Below are 19,665 nucleotides of genomic sequence, written 5' to 3' on the forward strand. Positions count from 1 at the left end.
TCGCTAAAAATAGCACCTGCGCTTGCTGATTAGCTTCGCGGCATCTTTTTTTAAAATCAGCAAGTTTATCCATGCTCTATAATCACTTAAATGGATGAAAAACAACAACGTTTAAGAAAAGATCCTAAAATAAAGAAGGAAGCTGACGTGACCAGTAATAATAATCCATAAAAAAATTGGAGACAAGTGATGCGATGCCGATTGTCAATAAAATCAGCAGGACTCTCGCCTGTACCACACGGTTTTTTCTGATGAATTTTTCAAAATTCAGTGACTGAAGCGCCCACCAGGTAACACAAATAAAGAAAAGGTGCGAAATGAGGCCTACAAGTGCCCCCTGCCCAATTCCGAATTGATCCATATGTATAACCTCCATTATCATTAAAAATAAAATAGAAGAGGTGGCTGCCTCTTCTATTATATAGAAACGTTCACGAAAAATGTTTTCATTTTTACATTATGTGGTGTCGGATTTTTGAACAATTTTTTTCTTGCTTTCTATTTAATCAAATAGAATAGATTCAGTCCAGCGTTGGGAAAGAGTCCAAGAAGGACAACGGCTATGGAGCAGATGGCCAGGATAGTCAGAGACGGCCAGTTTAGTGATAAACGCTTTTGATTCTCTGCATCCTTAAAAAACATTTGAGAAAAAATGCCGAAATAATAAACATAGGAAATGACGGTGGCTGCAATCATAATTGAAGCAAGCATGATCATCGGTACCTGTGCTGAAAAGGCGCTCATAAAGATCCCGAGCTTTGCAATAAATCCTGCCGTACCTGGAAGCCCTGCGAGCGACAGCAAAAACAAGGTCATCGCAACAGCTGCAACTGGCGACCGTTTATACAAGCCTGAAAAGGAAGAAAGGCCAAGTCCGCCTGTCTCCTTCTCTACGAACTGAAGAACACTAAAAGCACCAAGGTTCATAAACAAATAGGCGAGAAGATAAAACCAGATGCTTTCAAAATAAAAATGCTGGGCAAAGGAAACAAAGGCGACCAGTACATACCCTGCATGGGAAATCGATGAATAAGCAAGCATCCGTTTCACATTGGTCTGCTTTAAGGCGGTGACATTTCCGATGATCATCGTTGCAGCAGCGATGACAGCAAGAATGGCCTGCATGGAGAAAATGACCGGCTCCTCTTTTCCTTGAGGAACAATCGTAAAAATAGATAAAAAAATTCTTAGAATAATAATGAACCCTGCTGTTTTCGAGACAACACTTAAGAAAGCTGTGACAGGAATCGGCGCCCCCTCATAAACGTCAGGCGCCCACATTTGAAATGGCACCGAGGCGATTTTAAACGAAAGGCCGACAAACAGAAGGAAAAAGGCAATTCCCATCAAGTATTCACTTTGGGCGTCTGCGAGGTTTTGCAGGATATGGAACATGTCTGTAAGACTGGTCGTTCCGGTAATACCATATAAATAGCTCATTCCAAACAGGGTAATTGCTGTTGAAATTCCGCCGCTGACTAAATATTTCAGTGCCGACTCGTTTGATTTAATATCGTCCTTTTTCAGTCCTGCTAAAATGTAGGACGAGATGGATAAAAGCTCAAGGCCGGTAAACAGCGTAATCAAATCCCGGCTTGAACTCATCATCATTGCCCCAAGCAATGCTGTAAGAAGCAAGTAAACATATTCCCCCCGCGCCCTGATGCCCCTTCCTTTTTCCTGAAAAACCAGAAGAAGTACGATGCCTGTTCCTATTAAAAGAAGCAGCTTAAACATTTTTGCAAATTCATCAAGCACAAAGCTGTCGTTTAAAATAGTAACGCTTTTTGTTCCAAACAGAAGAACAAGGCTTACTAAAGCAGCACAAATACCGAGAAGCGCCCCCCAGATCAGCCAATTTTTTTGTTTTTTTCCTAAAAACAAATCAGCAGCAGATAAGAGGAGTGCTGTTCCGATGATGATCCATTCAGGCGTCATGGCATACCAGTGAAAGCTCGCTAACGTATTCATATTCATCGGTTATCCCCCCATTCCTTGCAGGATCGTTTCAATCGGAAGCTGCAGCGGCCATGCAAGAATATTAGGGTACACGCCGATCGCAACGATAAACAGCACAAGAACAAAAACGGGCACTGTCTCGTACCATTTTAAATCAGCTGGGCTTCCGTACTCCCGCTTCTTTTGGCCAAAGCTTATGGCAAGAAGAGCGCGGAGCAAGTAAGCTGCTGTTAAGATGAGTCCGAGTGCTCCAATGGCGCCAAGCTCTGGCTGTACATGAAAAAGGCCGAGAAAGGACATAAACTCACTCACAAATCCTGACATCCCCGGCAAACCAAGAGAAGCCATTGCAGCAGCCATCAAAAAGCCTGAAGCAATCGGCATCGCCTTGGCAAGTCCGCCAAGCTCCCTGATATCTGTCGTCTGGAGACGGTTCGCCATCACTCCGACCAGGAAGAACAAAAGGGCTGAAATAAATCCGTGCGAGACGGTCTGGAAAATGGCCCCTTGAATCCCTGCTTCATTTAAAGCTCCCAGTCCTATCAGGACAATTCCCATATGGGAGATACTGGAATAAGCGAGGATCCTCTTAAATTCATGCTGAATAAGAGCAAGAAATGCACCATACAGGAGATTTACAAGCCCCAGAATAATCAGCAAATAGCTGACTGAGTGAAAGGCTTCTGGAAATAAACCGAGCCCAAAGCGGATCATCCCATACGCTCCAATTTTCAAAAGAATGCCTGAATGCAGCATAACGATCGACGGCGGTGCTTCCACATGCACCTTCAGCATCCATGTATGGAACGGTACAATCGGAAGCTTAATGCCAAAAGCGAGCAAAAGAGCAAGCAGAAGGCCGAGCTGAAAGCCTTGTGACAGGGCACCATCTGACGTTTGAATCAAGGCTGCAAGCTTGCTGATATTCGAAGTGCCTGTCATAGCGAAAAGAAGGATGATGACAATCAGCAAAATCGCAGAACCAACGCCGTTATAAAGCAAATAATGAAATGCAGCCTTTTCTCTGTCCAAATAGCCCCACTTGCCGATCAAAAAGAACATAGGAATCAAGGTAACTTCAAAGAAGATAAAAAAGAGAATTAAATTTTGGGCAGCAAACACACCCAGCATGCCTATTTCAAGCAGCAGAAACAGAAGAAAGTAAGCTTTTACACTTTGTTTGATATGAACGGATGCCGCCGCTGCAAGCACTGCAAGGATAGCGGTCAGCAAAAGCATTGAAAGAGAAAACCCGTCTGCCCCAAGCTCATAGTCAATCGTAAAGAGCGTCTGACCGGTAATTTTGACTGCTCCAAGAGCAATCCAGCTGTACTTTTCGCTGAAGGATACAGGATCAATTCCTAGCATGTATTGAATGAACAGTACCCCAGCTAATACTAATGCAGGAAGTGTTGCGAGAAACCCTGTCAGCTTTATCGTATTTTCCTGAACCCTCGGAATAAACAAGAGCACAGCCATGCCAAGCAAAGGGGAAAAGATCAGTGCTGATAGAATAATAGAGTTCATTTAAAAATACCCCCCTGTGACTGCATAGATAACTAAAAGAATGGCGAGTCCGAGAAAGGCAGTTGCCGCGTAAGTCTGCACCTTGCCCGTCTGAACGCCCGCTCCCCATTTTCCAAGTGAACGGATAAAAGCGGCGACTCCGCTGATGATGCCTTCAACTAGGTAGCGGTCGATAAATTTAAGAAAGATAGCAATCCAGCTCACCACTCGCAAAATGGTGATGCTGTAAAGCTCATCTATATAGTACTTGTCGTACAGAACCCGGTGAATGCCTGGTATCCGGGAGCTGAGCCAATCTCTTGGGACAGTTTTTTTCACGTACATTGCATAAGCGAGCCAAATGCCAAGAAGAGAATCAGCGGCTGCGAGGATCATGATCCACCAAGGGCTATCATGCTGTACAGAATGACCTCCGCTCAGCCAATTTCCGAGAAAAGTCCCAAACCACGGTGTATTTATGTAGCCTGCGAATATGGCAAAAAACCCGAGAACAAGCATCGGAATCTTCATAAATAGGCCTGGCTCGGCTGCATCCTGTTTAGCTTCCCCTGTAAATACGAGAAAGAAAAGCCTGAACATATAGAACGCTGTAAAAAAAGCAGCGATAACGGCAATCCAGAAAAGTCCTGCGTTCCCGCTCGTCCAAGAGGCTGAAAGGATTTCGTCTTTAGAGAAAAATCCTGAGAACAAGGGAAAGCCGCTGATGGAAAGGGCACCGATCAAAAAGAGCGGACCCGTGATCCGAAGCTTTTTCCACAACCCGCCCATCTCATGAATATCCTGTGTGTGAACGGCATGAATCACACTTCCTGCCGCCAAAAACAGCAAGGCTTTGAAAAACGCATGTGTAACAAGATGGAAGACTCCTGCTTCATACCCTCCTGTGCCAAGTGCAAGCATCATATACCCAAGCTGGCTGACGGTAGAGTATGCCAAAACCCGCTTTATATCGTTTTGAACAAGCCCGATGCTGGCTGCAAAAATAGCGGTGAAGCCACCGATTACAGCAACAACTGTAAGAGCTGCCGGACTTGCTTCAAAAAGGGGATAAACGTCAGCTACCAGGTAAACGCCTGCTGCTACCATCGTTGCTGCATGGATGAGAGCTGAAACTGGCGTTGGACCCTCCATCGCATCCGGAAGCCACGTATGAAGCGGAAACTGGCCTGATTTCCCCATCGCACCTATGAAAATCAAAATGCCAATCAGCGTCAGCATGTCAGGCGGAATGCTCCCTATTTTTGAAAAGATTTCGTCAAATTCAAAGCTTCCTGTTTGCCAGAAAAGCAGGATCATCCCGATGAAGAGCCCTACATCCCCGATCCTCGTCATAATAAAGGCTTTCTTGGCAGCTTTTTTCGCCTCATTTTTGTAAAAATAAAAACCGATTAAGAGGAAGGAACCAAGCCCGACAAGCTCCCAAAATAGGTAGAGCTGAAGAAGATTCGGCGCCATCACGAGGCCAAGCATAGCGAACGTAAACAATCCCAAGTATGAAAAGAAAACCGGATACCGCTCGTCCCCTTGCATATATTCTTTTGAATACAGATGAACAAGCAGGCTGACAAGTGAAACAACAAAAAGCATCAAGGCATTCAGCGGATTGATTTCGAAGCCCGCTGATAGCTGATAGCTTCCGATCTCAAGCCAAGGCATTTCCGCTTTAAAGCCGCCGTGCATTAAACAGTCAATAAGCACCAGCAGGGAAATGAGAAAAGCAATGAGCGAAAATCCAATCGCGATAAGCGCGCTCTTCTCCCGCCACTTTCTCCCTAATAAAAGGAGCAAAAGAAAAGAGGCCAGCGGAAAGAGCGGTATGGTAAAAGCATATGGCATCATATCGAGTCCCCTTTTTCGAGGTTGCTGAAATTTTTATGGAGCTCATTTGCAAGGATTGCTGCTCTTCGAGAAGAGCCTTAATTTTTCATAGAATCATATTCATCAATATTGACTGACTTTTTGTTGCGATAGAGAGCAAACAGAATCGCAAGGCCTACTGCTGCTTCTGCGGCAGCAATGGTTATCGTGAACAGCGAGAAAACTTGTCCGGTGATGCTTGGGTGAAGCGTGTATTTGCTGAAAGCGACAAGGTTCAGGTTCACAGCATTCAGCATGAGTTCGATGCAGATCAGGACAATGACGGTGTTGCGTTTTGTCAAAGCTCCGTACAGACCAATACAGAATAAAAACAGTGCAAGCACGAGGTAGGCGGAAAGCGGGATCGAATTCATGCTTCATCCTCCTCTTCTTTTTTAGCCAGTACGATGGCACCGACTAAGGCTACTAAAAGCAATACTGATGTAAGTTCAAATGGGATGACGTGCTTCGTGAAAAGGGCAATTCCGATTTGTTCTGTATTTTTCTCATGAAGCGCAGCAGGTGTTTTTTGCCCAAAATCAAGCTGGTAAATCCCTTTGTATACGACAAATGCAAAAGCGATGATTCCGAGAAAAACGAGAAGCTTCTTTAGCCTGCCAGGACTTTTTTCGTTTTCGTCCTGATGATTTGTCAGCATAATTCCAAACAGCATAATGATTGTAACGGCTCCTGAATAAATTAAAATTTGAACCGCTGCGACGAATTCAGCTGAAAGCAAAACATAAAGCCCGGCAATGCTCACAAACGTAAAAATAAGCGAAACGACCATATGGACAACCTTTGTCACATTCAGCATGAGGATGCCTCCTGTGACAGCTACTAATGCGAGACCGATGAATGCTGCAAATTCTCCTGTCATTTTTACACCTTGTTTTCCTTCCGGATATTCGTATCGTTCTCATCAAGCCATTCCATATCCTTAAACAGCCGGTCTCTGCTGTATTCGGCGAGTTCAAAATGATTTGTCATTACAATGGCTTCTGTCGGGCACACCTCTGTGCAAAGATCGCAAAGAATGCAGATTTCAAAGTTAATATCATACGTATCAATAATTTTTCCTTTTTTAGCGGGATCGGGATGTTTTTTTCCAGTCAGATGAATGCAATCTGTCGGACAGATATTGGCGCACTGATTGCAGACAATGCATTTTTCCGGATAAAACTTCTGAATGCCCCGAAACCGGTCCGGCAGCGGAAGCGGTTCATTCGGATAATCATAGGTTACTTTTTTCTTGGAAAGGTTTTTCAGCGTATACGTTAGTCCTTTAGCCAAGCCTTTCATCTTCCTCACTCCTTTCGTGCTGATTGAAATCAACAATTACTAATGCATATAAAAACCTTTCACAAGTGCTGTTAAAAAGATATTCGCCAGGGCAATGGGCAATAGCACCTTCCAGCCAAACTCCATCAGCTGATCGGCTCTAAGGCGCGGAAACGTTACCCGGAACCAGATTAAGGTAAAAACAACCAGGCTGAATTTCAAAGCAAACCAGATGGCGCCCGGGATAAACCCAAGAAACGGAATGGGGTGCCAGCCGCCAAGAAATAGTACAGTTGTGAGAGCTGCCATGGCAAAAAAGTAAACATACTCAGAAAGCATAAAAAACGCCCAGCGAAAGCCGGAGTACTCAACGTGATAGCCTGCTACAAGCTCTGATTCCGCCTCTGGAAGGTCAAATGGAGTCCTGTTTAGTTCAGCGACAGAAGCAATCAGGAAAATGAGAAACCCGATCGGCTGAGCAAAAATAAACCAGACGCCCGTTTGTGCATCAACGATATCATTTAAATTAAGACTTCCCGAAAGTAAGACAACTCCGATCACCGACATGACGAGCGGTATTTCATAGGAAATCATTTGGGCCGCTGCCCGCATTCCGCCAAGAAGAGCGTATTTGTTATTCGAAGCCCAGCCTCCCGTAACAACCCCAATCGTTGTCAGGCCTGAAATGGCGATATAGTAGAGAAGGCCGACTCCAATGTCTGCAAATTGAAAAGCTTTCGTAAACGGTATGGCAGCGAGTACAAGGAAGGCTGGCGCAAATGCCATAACAGGCGCCAGGATGAAAAGAGGCTTATCCGCAAGCTTTGGAATGGTATCCTCCTTCAGCAAAAGCTTCAGAACATCTGCAACCGTCTGCAAAAGCCCCCACTTACCTCCAACCTGATTCGGTCCAATCCTTCCCTGCATAAAACCCATAACCTTTCGTTCAGCGAGAATGCCGTATGTGACAAATCCTAGAACGGCAAAAAGAAACAGCACAGCCAAGAGGAAAAAGAGAAGAAAATTGGTCAGGCTTGGCGTTTGATGAAGCAAATCCTGTATCATCAGCCATCCACCTCCCCAAGGACGATATCAATCGCGCCAAGAATCGTGATCAAGTTGGCCATGTTTTCGCCTTCCAGAAGCTTCGGCAGGATTTGAAGGTTGTAGAAAGATGGCCTTCTGAATTTCAGGCGGTACGGCTCTTTTTTTCCGTTAGAAGCAATGTAGCAGCCAATTTCTCCTCTAGGCGACTCAATCCTGACGTATGTTTCCCCTTTAGGCGGTTTGATGATTTTTGGCACCTTAGCCATAATAGGTCCTTCAGGAGGAAACTGCTCAACGGCCTGTTCAATAATGTTCAGCGACTGGACAATTTCCTCCATCCTGCACTCGTATCTCGCAAAAGCGTCCCCCGTTTCCCGAACCGGCACATCAAAGTCAAAGCGGTCATAAATGCAATACGGCTCATTTTTCCGAAGATCCCATTTCACCCCGGTGCACCTGAGATTTGCGCCGCTCAAGGAATACGCGATCGCATCCTCCTTTGTATAAATGCCAACGCCTTTGACGCGGTTCAAAAAGATTTCATTTCCTGAAACGAGGTCGTGATAGCCCTTCAGCTGCTCCCTCATATATGGGACAAACTCTCTGATTTTATCCAGCCAGCCCTCAGGTGCATCCCACTTTACCCCGCCGACCCGCATATAGTTGAAGGTAAGCCTCGCGCCAGAAAGCTCTGTCAAAAGGTTAATGATCATCTCCCTTTCCCGGAATGCGTAAAGAAAAGGACTGACAGCACCGATATCAAGCAAATACGTCCCCCACCAGACAAGATGGCTTGCCACCCGACCAAGCTCCATCGCAAGAATTCTTAAATACTCGGCCCGCTCCGGCACCTCGATGCCTGCCATTGTCTCAACTGCATGGCAAATGACATAATTGTTCGTCATAGCTGATAAGTAATCCATTCTGTCTGTATATGGAATAATCTGAGTGAACTGAAGATCCTCGGCAAGCTTTTCCGTCCCTCTGTGGAGGTAGCCGATGACAGGCTCTGCTTCCTTGATCATCTCCCCGTCGATTTTGATCACGAGCCGAAACACTCCGTGAGTACTCGGATGCTGGGGCCCTACATTCAGGAGCATCTCCTCTGTCCGAATCATGAACTACACCTCCACATCATACGGTTTATAATCCTTCCGGAGCGGATGGCCTACCCATTCATCGGGCAGCATAATCCTCTTCAAATTCGGATGCCCCGTAAACACTATCCCAAGCAAATCAAAAGCTTCCCGTTCCGGCCAATCAGCCCCCTTCCAGAGCGGAACTGCAGAAGGGATCTCAGGTGACTCCCGATCAATCTCTGTTTTAAGAGCTACTGAAAGACCATGCGGATACGAATACAGCTGCAGAAACAGCTCCATATGCTTCTCATAATCCGTCCCATGAAGCTCTGACAAATAATCAAACTTCAGCTCAGGATGATTTTTCAGCTGCTCTGCCACTTGAAAATAAGATTCTTTCCTTGCTACAACGGTCGGCATCTCTTTTGACAATCGATTAATAAAGGAATCTTTTAATGCATTTTCGCCAAGCTCCTTCGATAGAATCGAGACAATGTGATCGAGGTGCGGCTGATTTTTAGATGGTGTTTCTTCTTTAGGCGGTGTTTCATTTTTGGAAGCCAGTGCTTTTGCCTTCGCTGCAGCGGCAGCCTTTGCTTTTGCAGCTGCTATGGCTTTTGCTTTCTCTTTGGCCTGATCGTCTTGGAAGGTATTTTCTGTGTTTTCGAGAGTTTTGGCTTTCTCTTTTGCAAGAGCGGCTGCTTTTGCTTTTGCTGCGGCTGCTGCCTTTTGTTTTGCCAGGTCAGTAGAGGATTCTGCGGTGTCTGTGTTTTCTGCTTTTGCTTTTTGCTTTGCGAGAGCGGTTGCTTTTGCCTTTGCTGCTGCGGCAGCCTTTTGCTTTGCCAGATCAGCAGAGGATTCTATGGTGTCTGTGTTTTCTGCTTTTGCTTTTTGTTTCGCGAGTGCGGCCGCTTTTGCTTTTGCTGCTGCGGCTGCCTTTTGCTTTGCCAGGTCAGTGGCGGTTTCTGTGGTGTCGGTGCTTTCAGCTTTGGCTTTTTGCTTTGCGAGAGCGGCTGATTTCGCTTTTGCTGCTGCGGCTGCCTTTTGTTTCGCCAGGGAGTCTGCATTATTCGCTGAAGCTTCATATTGACTAGAGGCAGATTCTTTTGCCTTTTTTTCTTCCATCTGTTTCTGCGCGGCCTCTTTTGCCTTTTGAGCCGCTTCTTTTTTTTGTTCTTCGAGGCTCTTCACATCGCTCATTAAAGTACCTTCTTCCCGGTCCTTGCCTCGTAACGGATTTTTTCCTTAAGCTTATTAATACCGTAGATTAAGGCTGCAGGATTTGGAGGACATCCTGGGATATAAACGTCAACAGGGACTATTTGATCGACCCCTTTTACGACAGCGTAGGATTTAACATAAGGACCTCCTGCGGTGGCACAAGAGCCCATCGCAATAACCCATTTTGGTTCTGGCATCTGATCATACAGCCTTTTAAGAACAGGAGCCATTTTCTTTGTCACTGTTCCGGAAACGATCATCACATCTGACTGTCTTGGAGAGGTTCTGAAAAACGATCCAAAACGATCAAGATCATAATGGGAAGCGCCTACCCCCATCATTTCGATTGCACAGCAGGCAAGTCCAAATGTCAGCGGCCAAAGGGAGTTGCTTCTTGCCCAGGCTTTCAGCTGTTCAAGAGTGGATAGAAAGACATTGCGGCGAAGCTCCGCCATGTCTTCTTCAGGGATATTCATTACTCTTAAATCCATTTCAGCACCTTCTTCTTCCATGCGTATATGAGTCCTATCAAGAGCATGACGACGAAAATCAGCATTTCAACCAATGCGAAAATGCCAAGTTTTTCGTAGGCGACTGCCCATGGATACATAAAAACAGTCTCGACATCAAACACCACAAAAAGCAGGGCAAATATGTAATAACGGACATTAAACTGGATCCTGGAGTCATGAAAAGGTTCAATCCCGCTTTCATACGTTGTCTGCTTCGCTTCAGTCGGTGCACTTGGACGAAGCAATCGCCCCATTGTTAAGGCAACGGCAGGAAGCAAAAGACCCAGCAGCAAAAAGATAAACACAACCATGTAGTTGTTGAAGTACAAATTGAAAGAACCCATACTCCCCCTCCAGTAAATTTATTTTAATTTTCCAACTGATCATAATATTCTAATAATATAATCGCTATCATTATACCAAAATTAGCCTAATGGTGTCGATAAGCCTTCCTATGGCATGGACAAACTCTTTACTCTTTACATTTATATGGCCTAAAGGCTGTAAAAATGTGCGAAAAAATCATCTTTTTTCTGATATTGATATAAATTGGGGGCATGTACCAGAGCTTTGAGAGGCAATCTATCGAAATACTGGAGAAATCTATCCAAAAAATGAGAGAATCTATCCAAAATGCAAATCAATCTATCCAAAAGAAAAAACGCTCACCCTTGATAGGATGAACGGTTAAGAAGGCAGCCTTGCTGGAGCCGGCTGTCTTTTGTAAGGCTTTCTTAGCCCGTAAACTCTTTTTTTAGAGAGAATTTTATAGAGGTCGCGCTTAATTTCGAACGGGATGGTTTCAGTATGATAGATAATAAAATAAGATTCCTTCAAAGCTGTCCAGTAGCCAGGTTTGTTTGGCACCCACCATATTCCGGACAGATCTTTCAAAAAAGCTTGAGCACTCTCATGATCCGCATTGTCTCTTAATCGGCGGATATTCAGATTGATTTTAAAGATAAAAAGGATATGCATCACGGTGGCAAAAACTGCTGCCAGTCCAACAACGGCCCCTAGCCAAAATACTGTCAACCAACTCAGCTCCTTTTCGGGAGCAATCATCCAGCTCATTTCTCCCAGGTTAAAATCATTATCTTATTCTTTCATAATACCTAATATTTTCCTATTTTTCTACACTTTTCTTCAACTAGGAAACGAATGTCATTCACCAATTTTCACCAATTTCCACCAGTTTTCATGTTATACTGAGAATCGTAGTCTTTCATGCTGGGAGGTATCAAGATGGAAGAAAAATTTGATGTTGGTGAGGAATACGGCAGAAACTTGCCTCAGTTTCCCAATGAATTTTCAGCAATTGCCTTTTATTATGATTACCGGAATGAACAGCTGGATATGCTGATCGAAATTGCAAGCCACTATGAAGTGAAGCTTAATTTTGCACCAGATAGCCTGATTAACCTGGAATCTTTATACTTTCATTTGTTCCGTACGAACGGACTGTTTGAATTTCAGCTGACTCTGGACGAGTTTGAAAGCTGCATGTCTATCTATTTTGGCGAAGTTGTTGTACGCAGCCTTCAAAATACAGACTGGGTTGTTTCAAAATACCCTTATGACGAAGAAAAATACGTAATGGGCTTGCGCCGCGGCCGTTTTACCGATTATTTCAGCAATCTGTTTGATCACCATTATCTGGATTCAAAAGATGAGCTGGAAATGAGTATTTATCAGCGCTACTTGAGATTGAAGAAGCGTGCTGGGTAAAATTCTGGCAGCTCAGCATCTTCAACAAACTTAAATCATACACCCAAAAAAAGGACCCCATCGCCTGGGGTCCTTTTTATTAGAATTTATTTTCGCTTACGTCAATCCGGTTGATGGCACGGCGCAGAGCAATTTGTGCACGGTGGTAATCAACTTGATCAGCACTTTGATTCAGGCGGCGTTCTGCGCGTTCTTTTGCTGCGCGGGCGCGTTTTAAATCAATTTCTTCTGCTGTTTCAGCTGCTTGTGCCAAAATGGTTACGTTATCCTGCCGCACTTCTATAAAGCCTCCGCTGACCGCCACAAGCTCTGTGGCGCCATCCTTCTTCAGGCGAACGGCCCCGATTTCAAGGGGAGCCACCATCGGAACATGGCCTGGTAAAATGCCAAGCTCACCGCTCTGAGCTTTTACACTTACCATTTCAACTTGCGCCTCATAAACTGGGCCATCGGGAGTAACGACATTGACTGGTACTGTCTTCATACTTTACCCTCCTAAGGACCAGAGATTAGACTTCAACACCCATGCTTTTCGCATTTTCAATTACTTCTTCAATGCGTCCAACAAGGCGGAAGGCATCTTCCGGAAGATGGTCATACTTGCCATCAAGGATTTCCTTAAAGCCTTTTACCGTTTCCTTAACAGGTACGTAAGAACCTTTTTGTCCTGTAAACTGCTCAGCTACGTGGAAGTTTTGAGATAAGAAGAATTGGATGCGGCGTGCGCGCTGTACAACCAATTTATCTTCATCTGAAAGCTCATCCATACCCAGGATTGCAATGATATCCTGCAATTCTTTGTAACGCTGAAGTGTTTGCTGAACCTGGCGGGCAACATCATAATGCTCTTCTCCGACAATTTCAGGAGAAAGCGCACGTGAAGTTGAAGCCAATGGATCAACCGCTGGGTAGATACCCATTTCAGAAAGCTTACGCTCAAGGTTTGTTGTCGCATCCAAATGGGCAAACGTTGTAGCAGGAGCCGGATCCGTATAGTCATCGGCTGGTACATAGATCGCCTGGATAGATGTTACTGAACCTACATTTGTAGATGTAATACGTTCCTGAAGCTGACCCATTTCTGTTGCTAGTGTCGGCTGGTAACCAACGGCTGATGGCATACGGCCAAGAAGGGCTGATACTTCAGAACCTGCTTGTGTGAAGCGGAAGATATTATCCATGAAGAACAAAACGTCCTGAGACTGGTCATCACGGAAATACTCAGCCATTGTAAGACCTGTCAAAGCAACACGCATACGTGCGCCAGGCGGCTCATTCATTTGTCCGAATACCATGGCTGTTTTCTTGATAACACCAGAATCTGTCATTTCATAGTAAAGGTCATTACCTTCACGTGTACGCTCACCAACACCGGCAAATACGGAGATACCCCCGTGCTCTTGAGCGATGTTGTGGATCAATTCCTGGATTAAAACGGTTTTACCTACACCGGCACCACCGAAGAGACCGATCTTACCACCTTTAATATATGGAGCAAGAAGATCGACTACTTTAATTCCAGTTTCAAGAATTTCTACTTCAGTAGAAAGGTTTTCAAATGTTGGAGCCTGTCTGTGAATCGGATCACGGCGGACATCTCCTGTAAGAGGCTCATCAAGGTCAATGTTTTCACCAAGTACGTTGAAAACACGGCCAAGAGTGATATCGCCTACCGGTACAGAAATTGGAGCTCCTGTATCAAGCACCTCTGCACCACGAGTCAGACCATCAGTAGAGGCCATAGCGATCGTACGTACAGAGTCATCACCCAAATGAAGAGCAACCTCCAAAGTCAGCTCGATTGCTACATCCTGGTCTTTGCCGGGTGCTTGTTGAATTTTAAGAGCGTTGTAGATTGCAGGCAAGTGGCCGCTTTCGAATTTTACGTCTACGACCGGGCCCATTACTTGTATAACGCGTCCTTTCATCTTCGCTTTCCCTCCTTACTGGCTATTTCAAATATTCACGTATTTTATAAATGCTATTCCAAAGCCGCTGCTCCGCCGACGATCTCAGTAATTTCCTGAGTGATCGCAGCCTGGCGCGCACGGTTGTATGAAAGCGTAAGAGAGTCAATAAGCTCTTTCGCATTATCTGTTGCACTTTTCATTGCCGTCATCCTTGCAGCATGCTCGGATGCTTTACTGTCAAGAAGTGCTCCATAAATCAGGCTTTCTGCATATTGAGGCAGAAGGACCTTCAGGATTTCATCTTCATCCGGTTCGAATTCATAGGACACTATTTTGCTGCTGTGTGAAAGATCCGTTACCGGGAGAAGTTTTTTCTCTGTTACAACCTGCTCGATTGCACTCACATAATGGTTGTAGCAAAGGTAAAGTTCATCGATTTTCTCGTCCGCAAAAAGGTTTACCGCTTCAGAGGCAATGGCTTTAATGTCAGCGAAGGTCACATCATCTCCAACTTGCGTTACTTCAGAGATGACATGGCTGCCGCGCTTCATAAAAAAGTCGCGCCCCATTCTGCCGATTGCCACAATTGCGTAATCATCTTTAGATGAATGGCGTTTTTGAATGGCTTGGAAAACGGATCTCAGTACATTACTGTTAAATCCGCCCGCAAGTCCGCGGTCTGATGTGATGACAATGTAGCCTGTCTTTTTCACAGGTCTTGTTTCAAGCATCGGATGGCTGACTCCAGAGATTCCCTGTGCCACATTTGATACGACTTCCTGCATTTTCTCCATGTAAGGAACAAATGCTTTCGCATTATTCTCTGCACGGTTTAATTTGGCAGCCGACACCATTTGCATCGCTTTTGTTATTTGGCTAGTCTTTTTTGTTGAGGTGATTCTCGATTTTATATCGCGTAAAGATGCCAAAGATTCTCACCACCTTTTCTCTAAAATCCCGTTCTATTGACATGAAAAGGAAAGGGAGAAATCATCTCCCGTTCCAATTATTTTTCTGAAGTAACAAAGGTTTTCTTGAAGCTGCTGATTGCTGTGTTGAATGCATCCTCATCAGGAAGAGTACCTGTTGTGCGAATGTGATCCATTAAATCAGTATTGTTTTGCTCAAGATAAACTTGAAGATCTGATTCAAAGCGTCGGATATCAACAACTGGAATATCATCCAGGAAGCCGCGCGTCAAAGCATAGATAATCGCTACTTGTTTTTCCACTCTTAACGGTTTGTTCAAGTCCTGTTTCAATACTTCAACTGTACGGGCACCACGGTTCAGCTTAGCTTGTGTTGCTTTATCAAGATCTGATCCGAACTGGGCAAATGCCTCTAGCTCACGATAAGATGCAAGGTCAAGACGAAGCGTACCTGCTACCTTTCTCATCGCTTTAACTTGTGCGCTTCCTCCAACACGGGATACAGACAATCCGGCATTTATCGCAGGTCTTACACCTGAGAAGAACAGGTCGGATTGAAGGAAGATCTGACCATCAGTGATAGAGATAACGTTTGTCGGGATATAAGCTGAGATGTCTCCAGCCTGTGTTTCAACAAACGGAAGGGCTGTCAGTGAACCTGCACCCTTTGCATCGCTCAATTTCGCAGCGCGCTCAAGAAGACGGGAATGCAAGTAGAATACGTCACCTGGGTATGCTTCACGACCTGGAGGACGGCGAAGCAACAGGGAAAGTTCACGGTATGCAGCAGCCTGTTTAGTAAGATCATCATATACTACAAGCACATGCTTGCCGTTATACATAAAATGCTCACCCATTGTTACGCCTGCATAAGGTGCAAGGAACAATAGCGGTGCAGGCTGGGAAGCCGCAGCTGTTACAACGATTGTGTAATCCAATGCACCATGTTTGCGAAGTGTTTCTACAACGTTACGCACTGTAGATTCTTTTTGTCCGATTGCTACATAGATACAGATCATATCCTGATCTCTTTGGTTAAGAATTGTATCGATTGCAACAGATGTTTTACCTGTTTGGCGGTCACCGATAATCAATTCACGCTGTCCGCGTCCGATCGGTACAAGAGCGTCAATCGCTTTGATACCTGTTTGAAGCGGTTCATGAACAGATTTACGGTCCATTACGCCTGGTGCAGGGCTTTCAATAGGACGTGTTACAGTCGTTTCAATTGGGCCAAGTCCGTCAACTGGCTGCCCCAATGGATTTACTACGCGGCCGATCAATGCCTCACCAACCGGAACTTCCATGATGCGTCCTGTACGGCGTACTTCGTCACCTTCGCGAATTTCTCTGTATGGTCCTAAAATAATGATACCAACGTTGCTTTCCTCGAGGTTCTGAGCCATACCCATAACACCATTTGAAAATTCAACAAGCTCTCCAGCCATGACATTGTCGAGGCCATGAGCACGAGCGATACCATCACCAACCTGGATAACCGTACCAACATCGCTTACTTCAATGTCAGATTGATAGCTTTCAATCTGTTTTTTTATCAGCGCACTAATTTCTTCTGCTTTGATGCTCATGAATTTCACCCCTATCTACGTTCTTTTTACAAGTGTTCGTTCTATACGTTCAAGTTTACCGCTAATGCTTCCGTCATAAATCCGGTTGCCCATTCTGATTTTCACTCCGCCAACTAGGCTTTGGTCAATCACATTTTCCAATCGCAGTGCTTTTTTTCCAATCTTTTTAGCGAAAGCAACGGAAAGCTCATTGAGCTCTTCATTCGATAAAATTCGTACAGAGTAGACGATTCCATCTTCTGTTCCGCTTTTTTCGTTTGAAAGTCTTGTAAATTCATCTGCCATCTCATTAATCACATCAATGCGATTACGGTCAACGAGAAGGCTGAGCGTGTTTAAAACGGCTGGGTTCAGCAGTGACGCAAAACCGCTTTGCACGAGGCTCTTTTTCTCATTAACACTGATTTTCGGATGATTAAGCATTGCTATTAATTTTGGATTACTTCTGAAAACCTGTTTGACTACTTTCAGATCCTCTTCAAATGCTTGAAGGCTCTCTTGTTCCAATGCGATTTGAAAAAGTGCTGAAGCATAGCGCTTTGCTACGATTTCATTGCTCATCGCATATCTCCTACTTCATTTATGTAGTCATTGATCAGTTTTTCTTGTTCTTCTTCATTTAATTCTTTTTCAATAACTTTTGAAGCAATCAGCACAGACAAGGAAGCAACCTGTTCACGCAATGCAGAAACTGCTTGCTCTTTTTCCTGCTGAATTTCTTTTAATGCTGCTTCTTTCAGGCGTTCACCTTCAGCACGAGCAGTTTTGATGATATCTTCTTTTTGCTGATCGCCAAGCTTCTTGGCATTTTCAACAAGACCTTGTGCTTCAACACGTGCCTGTTTCAGCAATTCACGCTGTTCTTCTACAAGCTTCTGGGCTTCCAGATTCTTTGTTTCTGCAGCGCCGATTTCATTCGCTATATAAGTTTCACGCTGCTTCATGATATTCATCACTGGACCAAGCGCAAATTTTCTAAGCAGTGCCAAGAGGACCAGGAAAATGATAAGCTGGAAAACGATATCTCCAGTATTCCAATGTACTTCAGCCAATCCAAGTGCGAGATTTGTAGTTGACATAGCTCGATTTCACTCCCTTCAAAGGTTGCAATATGCGTTTAGGCTCTGTTTCATGAGTTATCCCCCGTTCTGGAGGATAAGATTCGAGCCATTTATTAATTAGAAAAGGAATTATTTAAGGACATAAAGGAAAGGCGAAGGTTCTTTCGAATGGTCTTCCGAATGATCTTCGCCATTTCTTCTTATGAGATGGATCCCTTTAATCGGGACATCTATAAAAGATTATTTACCAATAACCATGAATGCGATAACGACGGCGATAATCGGAAGTGCCTCAACCAACGCGATACCAACGAACATTGTTGTTTGAAGAGTTCCTCTAAGTTCCGGCTGACGAGCCATACCTTCAATTGTACGTCCTACGATAAGTCCGTTACCAATACCTGCTCCAACTGCCGCCAATCCTACTGCGATCGCAGCTGCAATAACACCTAACATCATAATAAAAGTCCTCCTTTAATGTATAAAAACTGTAAGATTTTTTGTTTCACTATGGTAATGAAGTATTAATTAATGGTCTGTGCTCACTTTGTGAGACATGTAAACCATTGTTAACATTGTGAAAATGAAAGCTTGAATGGTTCCGACAAAAATACTGAAGCCTTGCCATGCCATCATCGGAAGGATTGCTCCGATTGTTCCGCCAATTCCGCTAGTTGCAAGTCCCGCTAGAAGCTGTAGAAGAATCTCACCGGCAAAAATGTTACCATAAAGCCGCAGACCCAACGTAAGTGTGTTGGCAAATTCTTCGATGATCTTGATTGGGAGCAGGAACCAGAATGGCTTTACATAATCTTTTAAATAAGAACCGGTACCTTTCATTCGGATACCATAATAGTGACTTAGCACGACAACCATGACGGCAAGCGTCAGTGTAATCACTGGGTCAGCAGTCGGTGATTTCCACCACAATTCATGTCCAACTATTACGTTGAAAGGCAATCCTAGCATATTAGAAACAAAAATATACATCAAAAGGGTAATTCCTAGTGTTAAGAAGCGCCCTCCGGTGTGCCAGTCCATCGTATTGCTGATAATATTTCTGACAAAATCAATGACCCACTCAATGAAGTTTTGTCCGCCAGTCGGTTTCAGTGCAAGAGACCGTGTTGCGATCACTGCGATAAGGAAAACGATGACACTTGCAATGGTTATCATCATAATGTTTGCCAGGTTGAAATAAAGACCCAGAAATTCTCTTACAGGTGCTTCGTGATTCAACGATATTCACCTCTCTTCCAGCTATGAACGTAAATGAATAATGAAATAATCTATCATAATGACAACATATATTGTCATTAATCCAATAACCACAGATACAATGTTGAATTGCTCAGGAAATCTAATTCCAACAAGTACAGCTATCCCTGCAGACGCCATCCTTGACAGCGTTCCAAGCGAGCGAACTTTTTTGCCTTCATCAAATGCCCGGCCAAACTGCTTCTGCTTCCGTACCATTGTCCAAAGATTATATAAACCGAAGCCTGTCCCCAGAATAAGTCCAAGGAAAATGGATTTGTACCCAGTAAATCCATAGCCTAACACAAAGAGAGCAAGCAAAAAAAATATGTATTTTAGGTATCTTTGGAACATGAGGTGTAAGTCAGACATGAGATGCTAGTCTCCTAGGAAATAGTGGTGGACAAGCTTCAGCATTCCATATATGCCTGCAGAAAGTCCAAAAAGAAGGCCAATTATCAAAAACAGCGGTGCAGAATGAACATACCCGTCTATCCATCTGCCAGCAAAAATGCCTATCAGAACTGATCCAGCCAGCTGCGATAGTATTGCATACATAATTGCCATAGATTGTAATGGATGGCGCTGTTTTTGTCGCATTCGCAATCCTCGCGATTCTAGTGAAAAAAGGATTATAAAGGGGAATTTACGAGTAATTTCCATGATTTGAAAACCTTATCATTACCCTTGTTAAGCATACAATAGGCA

The 19,665-nt window shown here is 44.3% G+C and carries 24 protein-coding genes; 1 reads left to right on the forward strand and 23 read right to left on the reverse strand.

The genetic code is table 11. The features are described from left to right. Window positions 1–124: 124 nt before the first annotated feature. From ACOT8F_RS08960 to ACOT8F_RS09020, 13 genes are all read right to left on the reverse strand, one after another. On the reverse strand, window positions 125–361 hold the full coding sequence (locus ACOT8F_RS08960; RefSeq protein ID WP_421651349.1) for a DUF1146 family protein: 237 nt from the start codon (window positions 359–361) through the stop codon (window positions 125–127). A gap of 137 nt (window positions 362–498) precedes the next feature. Continuing rightward, entirely contained in the window at window positions 499–1,977 is a 1,479-nt protein-coding gene (gene nuoN, locus ACOT8F_RS08965; protein ID WP_421651351.1) for an NADH-quinone oxidoreductase subunit NuoN, read from the reverse strand. A gap of 3 nt (window positions 1,978–1,980) precedes the next feature. After that, the gene (locus ACOT8F_RS08970) at window positions 1,981–3,486 is read right to left on the reverse strand and encodes an NADH-quinone oxidoreductase subunit M (protein WP_421651353.1); all 1,506 of its coding nucleotides are present in this window, start codon (window positions 3,484–3,486) and stop codon (window positions 1,981–1,983) included. Beyond that, window positions 3,487–5,325 carry an NADH-quinone oxidoreductase subunit L gene (gene nuoL, locus ACOT8F_RS08975; protein ID WP_421651355.1) on the reverse strand — a complete coding sequence of 613 codons (1,839 nt, stop codon included), beginning with the start codon at window positions 5,323–5,325 and terminating at the stop codon, window positions 3,487–3,489. It lies immediately after the preceding gene. A gap of 77 nt (window positions 5,326–5,402) precedes the next feature. Then, window positions 5,403–5,717 (reverse strand): NADH-quinone oxidoreductase subunit NuoK, encoded by a 315-nt coding sequence (nuoK, locus tag ACOT8F_RS08980; protein ID WP_421651356.1) that lies wholly within the window; start codon window positions 5,715–5,717, stop codon window positions 5,403–5,405. After that, on the reverse strand, window positions 5,714–6,223 hold the full coding sequence (locus tag ACOT8F_RS08985) for an NADH-quinone oxidoreductase subunit J (protein WP_421651357.1): 510 nt from the start codon (window positions 6,221–6,223) through the stop codon (window positions 5,714–5,716). The genes nuoK and ACOT8F_RS08985 overlap by 4 nt, the downstream gene beginning before the upstream one ends. Window positions 6,224–6,225: 2 nt before the next feature. Then, window positions 6,226–6,645, reverse strand: a complete 420-nt coding sequence (gene nuoI / locus ACOT8F_RS08990; protein ID WP_421651358.1) for an NADH-quinone oxidoreductase subunit NuoI — start codon at window positions 6,643–6,645, stop codon at window positions 6,226–6,228. 39 nt (window positions 6,646–6,684) lie between these two features. Further along, window positions 6,685–7,689, reverse strand: coding sequence for an NADH-quinone oxidoreductase subunit NuoH (gene nuoH / locus ACOT8F_RS08995; RefSeq protein ID WP_421651359.1), 1,005 nt, complete (start codon window positions 7,687–7,689; stop codon window positions 6,685–6,687). Further along, window positions 7,689–8,789, reverse strand: coding sequence for an NADH-quinone oxidoreductase subunit D (locus tag ACOT8F_RS09000; RefSeq protein ID WP_421651361.1), 1,101 nt, complete (start codon window positions 8,787–8,789; stop codon window positions 7,689–7,691). The genes nuoH and ACOT8F_RS09000 overlap by 1 nt, the downstream gene beginning before the upstream one ends. 3 nt (window positions 8,790–8,792) lie before the next feature. Continuing rightward, window positions 8,793–9,950: an NADH-quinone oxidoreductase subunit C gene (locus ACOT8F_RS09005; protein ID WP_421651362.1), complete on the reverse strand. Its 1,158-nt coding sequence runs from the start codon at window positions 9,948–9,950 to the stop codon at window positions 8,793–8,795. Then, complete coding sequence (locus ACOT8F_RS09010; protein ID WP_421651363.1) at window positions 9,950–10,462, reverse strand: NuoB/complex I 20 kDa subunit family protein; 513 nt, start codon at window positions 10,460–10,462, stop codon at window positions 9,950–9,952. The genes ACOT8F_RS09005 and ACOT8F_RS09010 overlap by 1 nt, the downstream gene beginning before the upstream one ends. Beyond that, complete coding sequence (locus ACOT8F_RS09015) at window positions 10,453–10,827, reverse strand: NADH-quinone oxidoreductase subunit A (RefSeq protein WP_421651365.1); 375 nt, start codon at window positions 10,825–10,827, stop codon at window positions 10,453–10,455. The genes ACOT8F_RS09010 and ACOT8F_RS09015 overlap by 10 nt, the downstream gene beginning before the upstream one ends. Window positions 10,828–11,170: 343 nt before the next feature. Beyond that, window positions 11,171–11,518, reverse strand: coding sequence for a hypothetical protein (locus tag ACOT8F_RS09020; protein ID WP_421651366.1), 348 nt, complete (start codon window positions 11,516–11,518; stop codon window positions 11,171–11,173). A 210-nt stretch (window positions 11,519–11,728) separates the two neighbouring features. On the opposite strand from ACOT8F_RS09020, the gene ACOT8F_RS09025 reads away from it, so the two are divergent. Then, window positions 11,729–12,211, forward strand: coding sequence for a hypothetical protein (locus ACOT8F_RS09025; protein WP_421651367.1), 483 nt, complete (start codon window positions 11,729–11,731; stop codon window positions 12,209–12,211). Between the two features lie 79 nt (window positions 12,212–12,290). On the opposite strand, the gene ACOT8F_RS09030 is transcribed toward ACOT8F_RS09025, so the two are convergent. The 10 genes from ACOT8F_RS09030 to ACOT8F_RS09075 all read right to left on the reverse strand — a co-directional run bounded on the left by ACOT8F_RS09030 (window position 12,291) and on the right by ACOT8F_RS09075 (window position 19,557). Beyond that, the gene (locus ACOT8F_RS09030) at window positions 12,291–12,695 is read right to left on the reverse strand and encodes a F0F1 ATP synthase subunit epsilon (RefSeq protein WP_421651368.1); all 405 of its coding nucleotides are present in this window, start codon (window positions 12,693–12,695) and stop codon (window positions 12,291–12,293) included. A 25-nt stretch (window positions 12,696–12,720) separates the two neighbouring features. Continuing rightward, window positions 12,721–14,139 (reverse strand): F0F1 ATP synthase subunit beta, encoded by a 1,419-nt coding sequence (atpD, locus tag ACOT8F_RS09035; protein WP_421651369.1) that lies wholly within the window; start codon window positions 14,137–14,139, stop codon window positions 12,721–12,723. A 53-nt stretch (window positions 14,140–14,192) separates the two neighbouring features. After that, complete coding sequence (gene atpG / locus ACOT8F_RS09040; protein WP_421651371.1) at window positions 14,193–15,050, reverse strand: ATP synthase F1 subunit gamma; 858 nt, start codon at window positions 15,048–15,050, stop codon at window positions 14,193–14,195. 77 nt (window positions 15,051–15,127) lie between these two features. After that, the gene (gene atpA / locus ACOT8F_RS09045) at window positions 15,128–16,639 is read right to left on the reverse strand and encodes a F0F1 ATP synthase subunit alpha (protein ID WP_421651372.1); all 1,512 of its coding nucleotides are present in this window, start codon (window positions 16,637–16,639) and stop codon (window positions 15,128–15,130) included. 15 nt (window positions 16,640–16,654) lie between these two features. After that, entirely contained in the window at window positions 16,655–17,200 is a 546-nt protein-coding gene (locus ACOT8F_RS09050) for a F0F1 ATP synthase subunit delta (protein ID WP_421651373.1), read from the reverse strand. Next, window positions 17,197–17,718, reverse strand: a complete 522-nt coding sequence (gene atpF / locus ACOT8F_RS09055; RefSeq protein ID WP_421651375.1) for a F0F1 ATP synthase subunit B — start codon at window positions 17,716–17,718, stop codon at window positions 17,197–17,199. The genes ACOT8F_RS09050 and atpF overlap by 4 nt, the downstream gene beginning before the upstream one ends. 222 nt (window positions 17,719–17,940) lie before the next feature. Further along, window positions 17,941–18,159 (reverse strand): F0F1 ATP synthase subunit C, encoded by a 219-nt coding sequence (gene atpE, locus ACOT8F_RS09060; RefSeq protein WP_421651376.1) that lies wholly within the window; start codon window positions 18,157–18,159, stop codon window positions 17,941–17,943. 69 nt (window positions 18,160–18,228) lie between these two features. Next, window positions 18,229–18,939 (reverse strand): F0F1 ATP synthase subunit A, encoded by a 711-nt coding sequence (gene atpB / locus ACOT8F_RS09065; RefSeq protein ID WP_421651378.1) that lies wholly within the window; start codon window positions 18,937–18,939, stop codon window positions 18,229–18,231. A gap of 21 nt (window positions 18,940–18,960) precedes the next feature. Next, on the reverse strand, window positions 18,961–19,329 hold the full coding sequence (locus ACOT8F_RS09070) for an ATP synthase subunit I (RefSeq protein WP_421651379.1): 369 nt from the start codon (window positions 19,327–19,329) through the stop codon (window positions 18,961–18,963). 6 nt (window positions 19,330–19,335) lie between these two features. Continuing rightward, a complete protein-coding gene (locus ACOT8F_RS09075) occupies window positions 19,336–19,557 on the reverse strand; it encodes an AtpZ/AtpI family protein (protein WP_421651381.1) in 222 nt (73 codons plus the stop codon). Window positions 19,558–19,665: the final 108 nt, after the last annotated feature.

Source organism: Chryseobacillus diguaensis (assembly GCF_049220665.1).
Classification (GTDB): domain Bacteria; phylum Bacillota; class Bacilli; order Bacillales; family Bacillaceae; genus Metabacillus_B.